The organism is Microvirga vignae, from assembly GCF_001017175.1.
GTDB classification, from domain to species: domain Bacteria; phylum Pseudomonadota; class Alphaproteobacteria; order Rhizobiales; family Beijerinckiaceae; genus Microvirga; species Microvirga vignae.
This window is the reverse complement of sequence record NZ_LCYG01000047.1, coordinates 14,046-29,572: the sequence shown is the minus strand read 5'-3', so window position 1 is coordinate 29,572 and position 15,527 is coordinate 14,046. Positions and strand designations below refer to the sequence as shown.

Below are 15,527 nucleotides of genomic sequence, written 5' to 3'. Positions count from 1 at the left end.
CGCTTGCGAACCTGGAGGATGCCGAGGCCGGTGAGACGGATCTTCTCGCCCTTTTTCAGGCTCTTGGCGATGAAGTCGACGACCTGGGTCATCATTTCGTTCACTTGGCGCTTCGGAAGCTCGTGCGCTTCGGACAGTGCCTCAGCGATGTGACGCAGCGTCAGGATACCGTTTGTCGTCGCCGGGCCCTTGGCAGGCTTCTTCACGGCCTTCACGGCAGCTTTCGCCGTGGTCTTGGAAGCAGCCGCCTTAGCGGGCTTCTTGGCAACTGCCTTGGCAGCCGTCTTGGCGGTGGTCTTCTTTGCTGCGGTCTTGGTAGCTGCGGCCTTGCGGGCCGGGGCTTTCTTCGTTGCTGCTTTTGCCACTGGAAACTCCTTTGATGAGAACATAAGCGACGAGATATCACTCGTGGCATATCACAGGAGGAAAAAGGTCCAAGTGCTGGAAGTTCCGTTTCGCTGACAATAACGCTGTTCATGATGCCAGAGACGATCGATTTTGGGATCGCAGGTAGGCATCCCGGTTCTTCTTGAATGTCGCGGCTGTCTCCAGTTCCTTCAGAACTTTCCTCTGCGCCGGCACCGGCTTTTGAGCGTAGCGCGCACAAAGTCGGGGCAGAGAAAATGGAACGGCAATCTCCGGCCGGTTTTTTCTGGATCGATTGTTGGATGACTTCCACCTGCTCACCAGGCAGAGGCATTCCGTTGTGCTCGCCCAAGAGAAGCATCAGATTCATCACTGCCGATGGCAGAGCCCGGACGAGCTCCTTCCCGGGAGTTGCAGCCGCAATCTCGAGATATTCGGTCCGGGACAATGTGATCGCCAGCGATTGATCCTTGCTCAACGGACCATCGGCAAGCTCTTGAAGGTGACCCTTGAAGCTCTGTTCTCGCGCTCGCGCGGCATCGTCGTGACGACCGAACCCGGCTTTCTGCCGAATCCATTGCTCGCTTGAACCCTTCGGACCAACCGCCACGACGGAGGATTTGATGAGCCCTTCGGCAAGGCTGGGACGGAGCTGCTCTTCCTTATCTGGATTGTCGATGACGAAGAAGCGCCCATTCGTATTCGCCACGATGGCCTTGATCTCGGGCAGCACGCTCGGGTCAAAGGTTGTCACCGAGAATGGAGGCTTGCCTCCGAACGCATCAGGATAAAGGTGGGCAGATCGCTGACGCAGGCGGCAATAGGCAGCGAGCAGATCCCGCCGTTGCGGGGCGATCTGATGGGGTCGATCGAGCACCACTGAACGAAGATCTGGCCTCAGGCTGTGGGCATCGGTAGCCCGCTCCACGAGACGAACGGCAGCCAAATTGAACAACCGGGTGAGCAATCGGGCCTTGTCCTTGAGGAGATCGATCGCTGCTGACATCTGCGTGGCACTGGAGGGATCGGCGAAGCCAGTGAGCCATGGCAACACCAAAGGCCGCGCCTGCTGAAGGTTCTTCAGGAACTTCCGCTGCTTGTTGGCCGAACTGGCGGTTTCATAGTCGCCATCATACCGGATGCCAACAAAGGCCGCGTATTGATGGGCGATCCAGCGTCTTGCACAGAAAGCCCTGCTGGCCCGTCTGCTCGTCATGCGTGGCCACCAGCCAACGAGGCAGATCTGGTGCCGTATCCTGATCATAGAGGCCGAATTCCCGCAGGTCGCAGAACAAAGCAACCCGGCTGGAAAATCTCTTGTTCGCGGAATCGTATCGCCGCATGCCTTTCGCCATGAGGCCCATGGCGAAGGGTTTCGGGACCGGCAGAGTCATTTCGTTGCCGATCTCCATCGTGGGGTCGAGCGGATCGTCGTACTGCTCGCTGTCCCCCTCCCCCATTCGCAACCGGATCTGGCGTTGGCGCTCCTCGATCTGTTCCCGCAGGCTCGGATCTTTGTCAAACCATGCCTCGAACGGCTCTGGGATCGGAGAGGCCAAGCCGCGCACTTGGCGTCGGCAGCGTTCCGGATCATTCCGGCGCATGGCATCCATATCGAAGAGGCGCAGGATCGAGTTGCCGACATCGACAAACACCTGATGGGTCTTGCCACTCGGCTGATGAGCCCGCCCGCCGCGACCACTGATCTGTTGACCGGCCCAATCGACCGCTCCTGGCAAGCAAGAATATTGAGGTCGGTCTGGAGAACGTCGGTGCCAACGCCCAAGGCGTTCACGTTGACGAGGATATCGAAGCCCCCGGCACGAGCGGCATCCAGAAGATCGTTGCGCTTGATCTTGCGGCCAACAGGCTCGCCTTCTTTCAACCCTTCCTCTGCGCCGCTGCGCCGGATGCGGATTTCGCCGGCCACAACGAAGGCCACGCGGGGCTTCTCCCCTGCCCTCTCGTGATCGGGCGGAAGGGGTTCTTGAGCAAGGTAGCCTGAGAGCTCCCTGGCAAACTCCACGCTGTCGCAGTGGATCATCGCCAGAGTCGCCTTGGCGGCGCGTTTAACCCAGATCCGGGCGACGGCCGCGACGATGAGGGCGGCAATCGCCCTATCTCCCCTCGCTCGCTCTTTCCTTGAAAAAGCGGGAGAACGCCTGTTGGGAGGCTTGGTCCACCGATTCGTTTTAGGCCAGCAAGGCCAGGAAGGCGCTCCCGATGAGCCGGACGGCATCGGTTCCGAGATGGGCCTCGAACTCGTCTGTAGCAATGTCCAACCTGGTCGGGACCGTGCGCCTTGTCGTCAGGACCTCGTCACAGGTGGCGACATCGATCAGGTCATGCTCGATGCTGGCGCCGAATGCATCCAGCGGATCCTTGCCATCGGTGCGGAACGGGATCGCCGTCAGAACGATGCCCGAGCCGCCGGCAAGGGCGATCCGGGAGAGGACGCGGGCGAGCTCCTCGGCTGCGGCCTTGTGCCCTTCATCGATGAGAACCACCCCTCCCCTCTTCCCAAATTGGTCGAGGGAATGCAGGAAGTCCTCGTCATCCAGTTTGTTGACAAGCGACATGTTTGTCGCCGGAATGACGGCGGCATCCAGAGAGTTCCTGACCATCGGCTGGTCACCGATGATCTTATTCTTGGCGACAAAGAATGCGGTCGGGGCGCCCTTCACAGCGGGAACGGATTGGAACCGGGCGTAGTTCTGGCGCAGCAGGCTGACAGCCGGGTGGAGGACGAGAATGGGTTTTTCCAGATCAATCGCATCCTCGGCTGCCGCGGCCGCCAGAAGGCTTTTCCCGCTGCCTGTGGGCGCGAGCACCGCACCAGAACGCCCTCGCTGGATCGCTTCACGAACGGAACCCGTGATCCTGTGCTGATAGGGCTCCGCCTGCTTGTTGCCGATCTGCCGGGTATGGGTCGGATTGGTCACTTCTGGCAAAGTCTCGACGGGATCGGTGAGAGGCGGCATTGGGCAAAGCAGAGAGGAGTCAAGGGGGAACAGACGGCCGGCGAAATGGGCGGGCAACATTCTGTGATTTGCAAATCAACCGCTGCCTGCGATGCACTTGGATGATAGCCGGAAGGGTTGCGCGGAATAGTGCTTATTGTCACGTTCAGAGGTGACACAACCGCCTGATGAAAGTGACACTCGGAATGCCGAGACGGAAGGTTCGAGCCGTGTGCCATCTCTCTAGCTCTTATACGACTTAAGCTCTTATACGCCCAGGCCGCGATTGTGTACGTCAAGTTCTGCAGAGCGGGGCGGCCGGTCAGGTTGGCTAAGCGGCTTCGCGGAGTTGATCCTTCTTGTGCTCCTTCAGGTCGTCCATGTTGAGATAGCGGTGCGCTTCGAGCCAGTTCTCATGGGTCTCGACCGCCAGTGCCCGCACCAGCCGGCAGCACGAGGCTGCATTGGGGAAGATCCGCACCACATAGGTGCGCCTCCTGATCTCCTCGTTCAGGCGCTCAAGCATGTTGGTGCTCTTGAGGTGCTTATGATGCTGACTCGGCAAGCGGTAGAAGGTCAGCGTCTCCTCAATCGTCTCGTCAGCCCAGACGACCAGGCGCGGGTAGCGCGTCTCCCACTTGGCAATTCAGGCGGCCAGATCCCGTCGGGCCTCCTCGACCGAGCGGCGATCGTAGAGCCAGCGCAACTCCTGCAGGCAGTCATCATCGGCCTTGCGCGGCAGGTGATCGAGGGCATTGCGGAGGAAGTGCACATAGCAGCGCTGATAGGCCGCCTCTGCCAGCACCTCGCGAATGGCGGCGCGCAGCCCGGCATGATCATCCGCCACCACCAGCTCTACCCCGGAAAGCCCGCGCTCGCGCAGGCCCAGCAGAAAGGTCTTCCAAGCGGACCAATCAGACGGCCTCGCTGATGATCTCAGCCGGTAAACGGTAGCTGCGGTACGGATTGGACGTCGTGCTCATGTCCAAGACCGTGCCACAGACCGCCATCCCGCCAGCTTGACAGTACCATGGCCAAGAGGCGGGCGGCTGATATCCAGGCGAGCGGCGCCCCATCCCTGCGCCAGGTTGCGGCCGCTCTGAATGCGCGGCACATCAAGACGTCCCGACGCAAGCACTGGGCGCCAACACAGGTGATGCGGATCATGGGCCATGAAAAAGCCCCGTCGGGATCTGTCTGAACGGGGCTGAAGTCTACGGAGGCGGTCAAGGGTTGCGGGCTAGCCTCCGCAATAAGATATGTGGGAGTGACTGCGATGGAATGCAATAGTGAAACGACGCTCTGATACCATCGCAGTTGCATGTCACAGCATTGCAGCACTACAGCCCTATAGGTAACAAACTGTGGGTCTGGGAGCGGTAATTAGCGCCCCTCCAGCCAAACGAACTCTACAGTCGGCGGAGCATGGCCCGGCACATGATCCAGGAGGGGAACATGGACGAATGGCAGACGGTCTTCGAGGACGAGATTGAGGGCCGCCTAGTTACCGTGCAGGTGTACCAGAGCTATGAGGCGGCCGATGGAAACGAGGATGAGGGTCCACCCGTTCGGGTCACGACCACCTCCGTTGATGACTATCCCGGCGTGCTGGAAGAGGAGGATGGCGACAACTCCGACTTCAAACGGGACGGCTCCGGAGCGTCGATCACCCTTGAGCCCTGCAGTCTTGATGACCTTGAGGGGGAACTGATGGAGGTCGGATTCAGCCCGGAAGCTGCGACCACGATAGCCAGCAAGATTCCGGTGTGAACGAGAGCATAAGGGATTGTGGGGCAACAATGCCGTCCGTAACCCTGGCTCTCATTGCACTGCCGCTGATCGGGCTTGATGCCGCCTTTTGGAGGGGGCCCTCTCACGGGCTGCCTCAGGAGACCTCATGCTCTCCGATCTGATAGCCCTTGTGTTCCACGAGGTCCGCTTTCTCACGGTGTGGGGATCAGTCATGGCTGTGATGGCAGGTTCTGGCTCTGTACAGGGGCACCTGAGACAGTCGCCGTAGCGTTCTGCTTGGATGGGCTAATGGGTGGCTCGTTTGTACCGTTCACGCACGCTTCGGCAAGAAGAGCATCAGCTCACCTGGGTTTTCACAGACATAGCGAGCGAACTTATCCGGCCTTCCGTGACCGGCTTGAACGGCCTCAAGCAAACCAAGACCATCCAGCAGATAAAGAAGTATGGCCTTGCGAATCCTCACTGTTCCGCCAAAGGCCGGCAGGCCGATTTCATCCATCGTGATCATTGCTTGGGATGGGGTCAGGTCGGGATGGGGTGCAATCCTGACTTCGACAAACTCAAACCACTCCCGATCAGCAGCCCCATCCACCCATCCCTGATCATTGATCAGGGATGCAGATCGGACACGACTGACGCGAAAGTCGCGAAACGCGGCAGCCTTTCGGCAATATGCCCTGAACCGCATGATCAAGTGATCGACCACGAACGTATGAGGGCAAACAACACGCTTCGTTGGCATATCGCTGGTGATCGATTGATACTCGATCAAGGCAGGAATTCGGCCCAGACGGGACGCCATCAAGGTCTGCACGATGCTAGCCGATGCGGATTGCCACGGAAGGATTAATTCTTCAAAGCCGAGCCGATGGCGCATGCTCGGATGTCGGCCTAGAAATTCCTCAAGGTCTCCCGCTGCCGAAAGGTCGAAGGCTTGATTGCGAACCCAGCATTTGCGGCCTTCATCGTAGGTAACGCCCGGCGTTTCCTGCGCAAATCCTCGCAGATCAATCGAGGCTTGCTGTGGGGATATCGCGAACTCCTCCCTGAGATCAGCGCTTCGAACCGCACCCGTCCACGCCAACATATCGTTAATAAAACGATATCTCTCCCGGATTTGGCGCTCGCCCCGACGAAAAAAAAATTTGTGTCTTCCATTGACTGGATGGTCCTCAATCGAGCCGAAGGATACCCTGAGACCGACCACATGTGAAACTCACAGGAGTTGCTCGATGACCGTCGCTTCCGCCCAATCCAACAGAGCAGAATCCTGCAAGTCAGGAAATAATGCTTCGGATCGCCGCGTTGCCGATATAGCATCTTAGACGCTGTTACGGGGCGCGACCTCCTCACCAGGACGGTTTGGAACCATGGATGATCGAAGTGACCTTCATCTAGAGGGGCAGGCGAGCACAGCCGCCATTCAAGAAGACCTGCTCGCCTATTTTGGCTCGCGGGCATCCCCTCAAGAGCTGCCCGTCGAAAGCCCAGCCGCATGGTCTGATGACCTACTGGCTGCCAGGGGCGCGGCTCGACGCGACACACCGGCTGCGAGCCTCGATCTGAAGCGTCGGGCGGCAGGATTGCGTTATGTTCAGCCCTTGGCGGATCTCGAGTATAGTCTTTCCAAGGTCGCATCCGAACACAAAATGGAACTGGATGGCTACCGCATCGGCCTGCGTCTCATCCGTGACGTCGCCCTGTTGAATACCTTCGACGATGGACCGACGAATTCGCAGCTCCGGGGCATGATTGCCGAGGCCGTGTTTGAGCAATGGCCTGATATCAGTCACCCTGTCTTGGTACAGCTTGCGACGCTGACGCTCCAGATTCTCGAAAACCAACGATCCAAAGAGGTCGATAAACGGTTCGAGGTCAATGTCTTCGATCCGATCAGCCGAACGATCGAGAAACTCCGATTCCGTTATCTTGAGTATACACGATCCCAGAGCGGCGAATACCGCTATCGCGTCAGCGACGAAGCAACCCTGGTCTATGGGGCGCTGGCCGACCACGACCTTGATCGCGACCTTCAAGGAGCGCTCCATAAACTCGTCGAAGAGGCCATCCGGCATGGCCAAATGGAAAGAGCTGAACGGATCTCGCGTGAGGCCCGCGGCCTCGCCCGGCGCATCTATTTGCGGATTCGACATCTGATCTCGGATCTTTTGACGAATGCGAGGGCGGTGTCCTGGCAGGCTGAACTTCAAGCGCCCGTCGAAGACGCACGATCCCATCTTGAGAAGCGGATCACCGATCATGAGCGGCTTCGAGAGATCGTGATCGAACGCAGAGGCGAGGTCCAGGAGACGGAAACCGCAGCCCGTCTCGATCAGTTCATGGAAGATCTTGAAGAGGAGCGAAATGCGATCAACCTCCTCCTGAAGGAACTCAACTCAGCCCATCAGAAGTTCATGGATGCCCAGGCGGCAGCTTTCCGGTTTCGGCGGAGGGCTCACCTCCCGGACCCGAAGGAAGTCGCGACGTCATTGTTAACCATGTCAGTCGAGGCAATGGACCGGACCATTCCCGGCATCCTTCGGACCATGGCACCGATTGATCCGATCAGGTTCTTCGATCTGGACCGTCTTCTGGTGGCCCTGCGGGATCAGGTCGAACAGGACATCGTGCCGGACCGAATGCGGCAGGTCGCCGATCAGCCTGTTGGGTCGTTGTCATCCTTCTCCGCCGAAGAACGGGATGAGGCCCAACAGATCGTCGCGAGGGTTCTCGCGGAACCCGGCGATCTCACAATGGACGACATCTTCGCCCGCATCGACGCTCGTGCCTCCAGCATCAGAGTCCGGCGTGTTGCCGGCATGCTTTTGTATGGACTGTACGGGATGGGCGCCCGGAAGGCCCGCCGCGACGTTGTCATCGACGGGCAATTCGAGAATGATCTTTTCGAGGGAAAGCGCCTGGTATTTCCGCTCCGGAGAACATCATGAGTCTTACCAGAGACGAGGTGGGAGCCATTTCAGCGTTCGAGGCGGCCGTTCGGCTCGTGGACAGTGCGCTTCTGCACCCCGGCGGACCATCGGATCCCGCCTACCAAGCCCTGGTCCACCGCTATCAGGACGACGGTCAGATGCAGGCTTGCGTCAACGATGTCGCGCGGGCAAAGGACATTCGCGTGCTTTCCTGCGAAGCCCCCTTTGGCCTCCTCTATGTCGCCGAAAAGGATTGCCGCCTGACCCAGTCGCTCTCGAAAATCCCGCGCTGGTCGCAAGCCTCTCCCCTGATCAGGGCTGCGATCGCGGCTGGAATTCCGTTTGTCGCGGCATGCTTCTATCCGACCTCGGACACGGTCGAGGATCCAAAGCACCTGCCGCCGCCGAGGAGCACCTTGGAGATTGCACAGGATTTCGTGGATGCCTGCAAATCCATCGCGACGATGGAAAGCGATGACCGGCCGGCGGAGCAGCTCTGGCGCGGGATTCTCGACATTCGCGAGGTGGAGCCCGATCCATCCGGAAAGACCCGAAGCCGCAAGCCGGATACCGTGGAAGGGGTCATCGCCCTCGCCATCGCTCTGATGGTCGACTGGGGATACCTCAAGTACATGAGCACCGACGACAAACGGGTCTACCCGACCCGCAAGCTCCCCGCCGCCATGCGCGAGAGCATTGTCCCTCATTTCTACGCCGTCGCCCGTGAATACAGCCAGTCGCAGCAGGAGTCGGGTTCATGAGCCATATCCGTCGCATTTACCTGTGCAACGTCGGGCAGGCGACGTCCTGGCGTCCGCCTCAGATTCAGAAGATTTTCAAGCCGGAGATCGGCCTTGAGCCGTTCACGATCATGGAGCTCGAGAACGGCGGCGGCAAGACAACCGACATTTCGTTGGGACTGGCCACCTTCGAGCCGTCGTTCCGCCGCTTCCTGCCGGCCATCGCAAAGGAGGACTCCGACGGCGGACAGGCGCGCCATTTCTCCGACTACTTCAGTGAGGATGGCCTGCCCGGCATGGTCGCGATGGAGTTCATCGTCCCGAGCACGGCGACAGCGGACAGGATCGTCATCGTCGGCTATGTCGTTACCCGGCGCGAAGCCGAGGGGAAAGGACAATTCAGGCGTGACTTCTTTGTGATCGAGCCCCTGCCCGATCTGGTCACCGCCGACGTGCTCGCGACCCTGCCGGGTTCCGGAGAGGAAGATGCCTATCCGGAACTTCGTTCGCACAGGGACATCCAGGCCTGGATCAAGCACATGCGCGGGCGCGGCGATATCGTTTTCGATCATGAAGACGGTCAGGACCGCTGGCAGAAAATGGCAGCCAGCCATGGCATCGACCTGCGGCTGCTCGGAATGCTGGTCGACGTCAATCGCCGCGAGAGCAATGGCGACATGGGCTTCTTCTCATACCGCACCGAGCGGGAATTCCTGACAGCGCTCACGGGAAGCCTGTTCGAGGAAGACGAACTTGCCTCCCACTACGAACATTTTTCGCAAGGGATCGCAAAGATCCGATCGATGGAGCCCCGACAGGCGGCAATGGAGCAGCTGACCGTTCTGCATGACAACGCCAGCCGTTTCAGCAGAGCGGCCCGAGAATACAACAGCGCCATGAAACAACGGGAGGATTCGACCGTTTCCATGGGACGGATCGTCGCCCGGATGCGGGCAACCGAGTTCGAACTCGACGGGCAGATCCAGCAAGGCCTTCAGACGATCGATCACCTCACGCTCGAACGAGAAAATGCCTCCGAACGCTACGAGGAAATGCAAGGACAGAGCGAAGGCTCGTGGTCGACCTTCTACAAACTGACCTGTGCCGATGCCGCAGAACGGCATGAGCGCGCTATCGGCGCCGTTACCACTGTCAAGCGGGAGATCGCAGCTCTTGGCCTTGTTCGTCTTCTGGCGAGAGAGGCTAAGACCGCGGAGGATCTCCGGGACGTTCGAAACAAGCTTCAGGAGCAGGAAGAAGGTCTACGGCCATTCATTGAGTCCGAGGCCCGTGCCCGCGGCGTTCTGATCGCGATCCTCTGCCGACGGAAGGTTTCCCTTCAGGATCAACGCCAGGCAGCGGACAGTGAAAGGCAGAATGCCAACGCAGAGACGGAGCAGTCTCGCGACGCGTCCCGTGCCCTGGTAAAACGCCGGCAGGATCTTGAGGGGCAAAAGGTACGCTCCGAGAGTGACGTGGCCGAAGCAGAGCGGGCCCGTTCCGAACGGATCGCGGACGGGCATCTGCAGGAGAGCGAAACGGCCACCGGCGCAATCAAACGGATCCAGGCGGAGGAAGAAGCAGCCCGAATTGCGCTGAGCGAGTGGTCTGGGGCGATTGTCCGAGAGCGCGAGGCCATCGCCTCCCTTGAGAACGTGAGCGGCGAGCTTCACGCCAAGATCGAGGAAGCCCGCCAACGCAAGACCCAGATCCAGGAAGCTCTGCGAGGCGAAGAGCACCTTCGGGCGCAATGTAACATGTCCGAGGAGGTTACCCGCTTTCTCGAAGGGCCGGTTGACCCAGGATTGCCGCGACTTCAGGAAACGCTGCGGGAGCGCGCCGAAGACCTGCAGCGGAAAATCCTTGCCGGTGAAATTGTCCTCAGACGCAAGGAGGACATGGCAAAGGCGGTCGAAGCCTACGGGGTGGCCTTTGATCGGCCTGACGCCCAGCGCATCTTGGAGGCGCTTCACCGTGCCGGGCTCCGGGAGGCCAAGGCGGGCGGCTTCTGGCTCTCCCAGACCGTCCTGGATCCGACGAAGGCCCGCGCGATCGTCGACGCCGATCCTTTGCGCCTGGACATCGTTGTTCCCACTGCGGCCGACCTTGCCAAGGCCACGGCGATCCTAGAGCGAGAGACGCCGGACATCCTTTCTCACGTTGCCATTTCCGTCGCCCGGGATGTCGTGCCGGATCAGGATCCTGAACGGATCATTGTGGGGCCGCAGGATGATGCAGCCTGGGTTCGATCCTCAGCTGTCCGATTGGCCGAGGATACTGCCACCGAGCGGCAGCGCCTGAGTGCCGAGGGGAATCGCCTCAGGATCGAGGCTGAGGCTTTCGTCCGGATCGGCGCTCTGGTCGAGACTTGGATGAGAACCTACGGACCGCGCTGGGTCGATGATCAACGAGCGGCCCTCGATGCGGCGGAGACGCGGATTGAACATCTGACAGGAGAAGCCGACCAGGTCCGGCAGGAAATTGCCCAGAGGACCCAGACGGTCGGCGAGCTTCAGGATGCCGTGCGCGAGTACGAGCGGAAAACGGAGGACAGGCGGCAGGCTCTCAAGCACCTCCTGCGACTTCGCGATATCGAGGCAAAGGCCGCTACGGCTCGAGAACGCCTCGCCGAGATCTATGCGGAGATCAGCGGGATCAAGGAGCAGCTGGAAGTCGTTGAGCACCGGATTGCCGAATGGGCAGCTATCGAGCGGACGGCCTTCGAGCGTTCGGTCAAACTGGGTGTGTCTCTTAAAGAGATCGACGCCAAGTTGGTCCGGTTGGGCGATGCCGCTACGCCCGCGGAGGTTCCTGATCTCGCTGTTGAGGATGCGGAGGCCTCCTGGGTGCGTCAGAAGGAAGATCTTGACCGCAAGCGGAGCGGCATCGATCCGGGCCTGACCGTACGGGAATCCTCCCTGGTTGAGAACTTGGAAGCCATCCAATCCGAAATTGCCGACTTCTGTAACCGCGAGGGTATCACCCGGCAGGATGGCATGCGTTTCCTGCCAGAGGCTCATGTCCTCGACGATCTGACCGAACGGGCCAGGAAGAGACTAGCCAGTCACGACGCGGAGGTCAGGGCCGCATTTAGGGCTCTGCACGAGGTCGAAACCGCCCACGACAAGTTCCGGCAAGAACGGAAAATCTCACGGTATCCAGACCTTCCCTATGAAAACCCGGAGGACGCACAGGTCGCAGCCCAAGCGTTCGGCGCCGAGGCCGCTGCACAGCTAAGGCGCCGTGAGGCAATCGACGAAAAAGAAAAGGCCGTGGCGCTCCTGATCAGCGATCTGAGGACGCAACGGACACGTGTCAAGGATTGGTCCGATAATCTACCGGCAGGGTTCGCTCACATCCTTCCCGACGGACACGCCATTGCCGACCTCGGCGCCGAAATGAAACACTTCAAGGAGATGGTGGAGCACAGGGACCGGGCGATCGAGGCGGCCCGGAAGTGGAAGGAGGATGCCACCGAAATTTCCCAATCGATCCTGAAGCAGGTGACGTCCGACACCTTCAAGAGTGTCGATCCAATGGTTGCCGAGAACATCAGGACGTCTTCCCTTGAGGCCCTGCTCCAGAGCGGCGATGAGTTGGAGGGGCTTGTCTTCGACCGGATTGCAAGCATCAAGGATGACGTCGAAAACCTTCATCGGCAGATCGATCTCCTGACGGATCTTCTCAAGCGGTTCGTCGGACAAGGCTTCAGGATGCTTCGTGATGTCATGAATGTGCGCATTCCGGACGATTCGCCCGTCCAACCTGGAAAGGCCATCGTGAGGTTCCGGACCGGGATCGTCGACATCCCGCAGGAAGCCCGGGACCGTGTTATGGCGACTGTCATCCTGGAGATGGCTCGGGATCAGCGGACTCCGAGGGATGGAGCCCATCTTCTGGTCGATCTCATGCTGAAGCTTACAGGCAGCGACATGGGAACTCAGGTTCTCAAACCCACGCTCGTTGACGGCCAATATGACCCGTATAACAAAATGACCCACAGCGGCGGCGAGAAGATGTCGGTCGGCATGATGTTCTTTGCCGGCATCGCGCGCCTGCGGGCCAAGGCTCTCAGAAAGCCGATGCGGCGCTGTGCCGTGCTGATCCTTGATAACCCTCTCGGAGCCCTCACGAGTCCGGATCTCTGGAGGAGCACTCTCTCCGTCCTGAAGGCGATGGATGTGCAGATCATCGCCTATACGGGTGTCATCGATCACAATGTCCATGAGATGTTCCCGTACCACGTCGTGATGGGCCGGTTTAGAACGCCGGATGGCTCTGAGATCCATGTTCGACCGGTGGATTATCAGCGCAAGCCGCTGCCAGAGGCGGCATGATGTCCGATGCGATCCGGCTTCTTGCCGAGCTGCGAAAGGGCAGGCGCCAGACGGTCATCCGAGCCGAGCTCCTCGTCTGTGCACGGTCCTTGTTCCTGGAGAGCGACAAGCAGCTCCCAAGGCGCCTGCGAGCGGCATTGGAAGACTTGCAGGGCAACGGATCGATCCGGCTTCCTTCGATCCGCAACAAGGAGGCTTGGGACCGGTCAACGGTTCCTCCCCTGCCCCACCAGATTTCCCTAAGGGCGGTCCCGAAGGAGCGGAAACAACGGTCGGAAGCGGCTTGGACGCCTGAGTTCGCGTTCGCGTCGCGGATTCAAGCCAGTGCGAAACGTGATGCTCTCGTGGCAATTAATGACCATTTCGCCCGGAACCGAGGGCCATGGGACCGCATGGTGCCGTATCGCATCCGGAGCGCCCAGATCCTTAATGACGAGAAAGCGTTTGACCGGCTTGGCCTCATCGAAGGGAATACGATCTGTGGCCAAGCGCCCCTATCCCTGATCGGTGCCTACAATCCCGACCTCCCCCTCGTACGGGAGGATGCTGCGGCCGCAAGTACGACCGTCCTCATTGTCGAAAATGCCCATGCCTACGACCTGATCGCCAGTTTGAACCGAGAACTGAGTGTCTATCGTTCCGTCCTTTGGGGCGGCGGCAATCGGGTGACCAAACGGACGATCTCGGCCCTATCCCTGCGCCGTGCCCTCAGCGCATGCCAGGCGAACAGGATTGAGTACGCCGGCGATCTCGACCCAGAGGGCATTCGGATCGCAGCGAATCTTCATGCCGAACTCGCCAAGGAAGGGATGGCCCTTCACCCGGCGTCTGCCATTTATCGGGTCATGCTTGAGATGACGCCCTTCCCGATGGCGACACAGCAGCAGCCCGTTGGCGACGCAATCGCTTGGCTGCTGGAAGAGTTCAGGGCCGACTCTGCCTCGCTGTTCGAGGGTGGCCACCGGGTGGCCCAGGAAGTGCTGGACGTCCCTCAGGTGACCATGGCTCTCCGGCAGCGGATCGGCGACACGGCCGCTAAAATGACAATAAGGCAATCCTACCCACATTAGTCTGCGTTTCCGGGAGACATAGCGAGCAAGCTGCCGAGGATATCCTCTTCTCCGGTCGCACCCTGCCACCGTTGAACCGGTCACGACAATTCTTGCCAAGCACTTGTCCGTTCAATGAGTAGTGTGGTGAAGGTTCTGCAAATCGCCTGAGTGGGGCGGTCATGGCAGGATGGTGATGTTCAATGTCACCCTCCGAGAGGAGCCCACCATGACCAGCACCAAGGATAAACCCGCCACCGCTGCCATCAAGGACCTTCTGAGCCACAACCCAGACGGGCTGCGCGAGATCGTCCGTGCCGTCATGCAGAAGATGCTCGAGGCCGAGATGAGCGATGCGCTCCGGGCCGAGAAAGGCGAGCGCATCGCAGCCCGGCTCGGCTACCGCTCGGGCTACTACAGCCGCACGCTGGTCACCCGGGTAGGCAAGCTCGAGCTGCGGGTGCCGCAGGACCGCGGCGGGCGCTTCTCGACCGAACTGTTCGAGCGCTATCAGCGCTCCGAGCAGGCGCTCGTCGCCACGCTCGCTGAGATGTACGTCCAAGGTGTCTCCACCCGCAAGGTCAAAGCGATCACCGAGGAGCTGTGCGGCCACAGCTTCTCGGCCTCGGCGATCTCCACGATCAGCAAGCGCCTCATGACAGCCTGGCCCAGTTCGCCTCGCGCCGGCTCGAGGAGCCGTTCCCGTACCTGATCCTGGATGCCCGTTACGAGAAGGTGCGCGAGGGCGGCCTCGTCACCTCGCAGGCGGTGCTGATTGCGGTCGGCATCGACTGGGACGGGCGGCGCCAGATCCTCGGCGTCGAGATGGCCAACCGGGAAAGCCAATCCGCCTGGAAAACCTTTCTGCTCGGCCTGCGCGAGCGCGGTCTCTCAGGCGTGGAGCTGGTGGTGGCTGAAGATCATGCGGGGCTGCGGGGGGCCATCCGTGAGGTGCTGAGTGAGGCAGCCTACCAGAGGTGCTACGTGCACTTCCTCCGCAATGCCCTCGATCACCTGCCGCGTAAGGCCGACGATGATTGCCTGCAGGAGCTGCGCTGGTTGTACGACCGCCGCTCGGTCGAGGAAGCCAGACGCGATCTGGTGGCCTGGGCCGAGGAGACGATCGAGGAGACGCTGACCTTCTACCGCTTGCCGCGCCAGCACCACAAGCACCTCAAGAGTACCAACATGCTTGAGCGCCTGAACGAGGAGATCCGCCGGTGCACCTACGTGGTGCGGATCTTCCCCAATGTGGCCTCATGCTGCCGGCTGGTGCGGGCGCTGGCGGTCGAGACCCATGAGAACTGGCTCGAGGCGCACCGCTACCTCAACATGGACGATCTGAAGGAGCACAAAAAGGATCAGCTTCGCGAAGCCGCTTAGCCAACCTGAC

General features: G+C 60.2%; 11 protein-coding genes and 2 pseudogenes. 7 read left to right on the top strand and 6 right to left on the bottom strand.

Going from position 1 to position 15,527, the window contains the following annotated elements; all coding sequences use genetic code 11:
* The 5 genes and pseudogenes from AA309_RS36615 to AA309_RS18670 form a co-directional block, all read right to left on the bottom strand.
* Positions 1–215, bottom strand: a 215-nt coding sequence (locus tag AA309_RS36615) for an HU family DNA-binding protein (RefSeq protein WP_244470423.1), incomplete at its 3' end; no start/stop codon positions are given.
* Entirely contained in the window at positions 212–1,582 is a 1,371-nt protein-coding gene (locus AA309_RS36610) for a hypothetical protein (RefSeq protein ID WP_244470422.1), read from the bottom strand. The genes AA309_RS36615 and AA309_RS36610, both read right to left, overlap by 4 nt.
* Positions 1,497–2,021 carry a hypothetical protein gene (locus AA309_RS18680; protein ID WP_047190529.1) on the bottom strand — a complete coding sequence of 175 codons (525 nt, stop codon included), beginning with the start codon at positions 2,019–2,021 and terminating at the stop codon, positions 1,497–1,499. The genes AA309_RS36610 and AA309_RS18680 overlap by 86 nt, the downstream gene beginning before the upstream one ends.
* Positions 2,022–2,558: 537 nt before the next feature.
* Positions 2,559–3,347, bottom strand: a complete 789-nt coding sequence (locus AA309_RS18675) for a DEAD/DEAH box helicase family protein (protein WP_160310495.1) — start codon at positions 3,345–3,347, stop codon at positions 2,559–2,561.
* A 310-nt stretch (positions 3,348–3,657) separates the two neighbouring features.
* A pseudogene (locus AA309_RS18670) lies at positions 3,658–4,236 on the bottom strand (IS256 family transposase); the annotation flags it as partial.
* Positions 4,237–4,356: 120 nt separating this feature from the next.
* Between AA309_RS18670 and AA309_RS33280 the strand changes: the two are divergent.
* Both AA309_RS33280 and AA309_RS18665 read left to right on the top strand, forming a co-directional pair.
* Positions 4,357–4,527 (top strand): recombinase family protein, encoded by a 171-nt coding sequence (locus tag AA309_RS33280; protein ID WP_200902009.1) that lies wholly within the window; start codon positions 4,357–4,359, stop codon positions 4,525–4,527.
* Positions 4,528–4,781: 254 nt separating this feature from the next.
* Entirely contained in the window at positions 4,782–5,096 is a 315-nt protein-coding gene (locus AA309_RS18665; RefSeq protein ID WP_047190527.1) for a hypothetical protein, read from the top strand.
* Positions 5,097–5,388: 292 nt separating this feature from the next.
* Here AA309_RS18665 and AA309_RS18660 read toward each other — a convergent pair whose 3' ends face one another.
* Positions 5,389–6,285, bottom strand: coding sequence for a BrxR family helix-turn-helix transcriptional regulator (locus tag AA309_RS18660; protein ID WP_160310494.1), 897 nt, complete (start codon positions 6,283–6,285; stop codon positions 5,389–5,391).
* Between the two features lie 163 nt (positions 6,286–6,448).
* Between AA309_RS18660 and AA309_RS18655 the strand changes: the two genes are divergently transcribed.
* The 5 genes and pseudogenes from AA309_RS18655 (at position 6,449) to AA309_RS18635 (ending at position 15,517) form a co-directional block, all read left to right on the top strand.
* Positions 6,449–8,026, top strand: coding sequence for a hypothetical protein (locus AA309_RS18655; RefSeq protein WP_047190525.1), 1,578 nt, complete (start codon positions 6,449–6,451; stop codon positions 8,024–8,026).
* Positions 8,023–8,769, top strand: a complete 747-nt coding sequence (locus AA309_RS18650) for a hypothetical protein (RefSeq protein WP_047190524.1) — start codon at positions 8,023–8,025, stop codon at positions 8,767–8,769. Before AA309_RS18655 ends, AA309_RS18650 begins: the two co-directional genes overlap by 4 nt.
* Positions 8,766–13,085, top strand: coding sequence for a coiled-coil domain-containing protein (locus tag AA309_RS18645; protein ID WP_047190523.1), 4,320 nt, complete (start codon positions 8,766–8,768; stop codon positions 13,083–13,085). Before AA309_RS18650 ends, AA309_RS18645 begins: the two co-directional genes overlap by 4 nt.
* The gene (locus AA309_RS18640; protein ID WP_047190522.1) at positions 13,082–14,155 is read left to right on the top strand and encodes a DUF2399 domain-containing protein; all 1,074 of its coding nucleotides are present in this window, start codon (positions 13,082–13,084) and stop codon (positions 14,153–14,155) included. Before AA309_RS18645 ends, AA309_RS18640 begins: the two co-directional genes overlap by 4 nt.
* Before the next feature lie 208 nt (positions 14,156–14,363).
* Positions 14,364–15,517, top strand: a pseudogene (locus AA309_RS18635) (IS256 family transposase).
* The last annotated feature ends 10 nt before the right edge of the window (positions 15,518–15,527 follow it).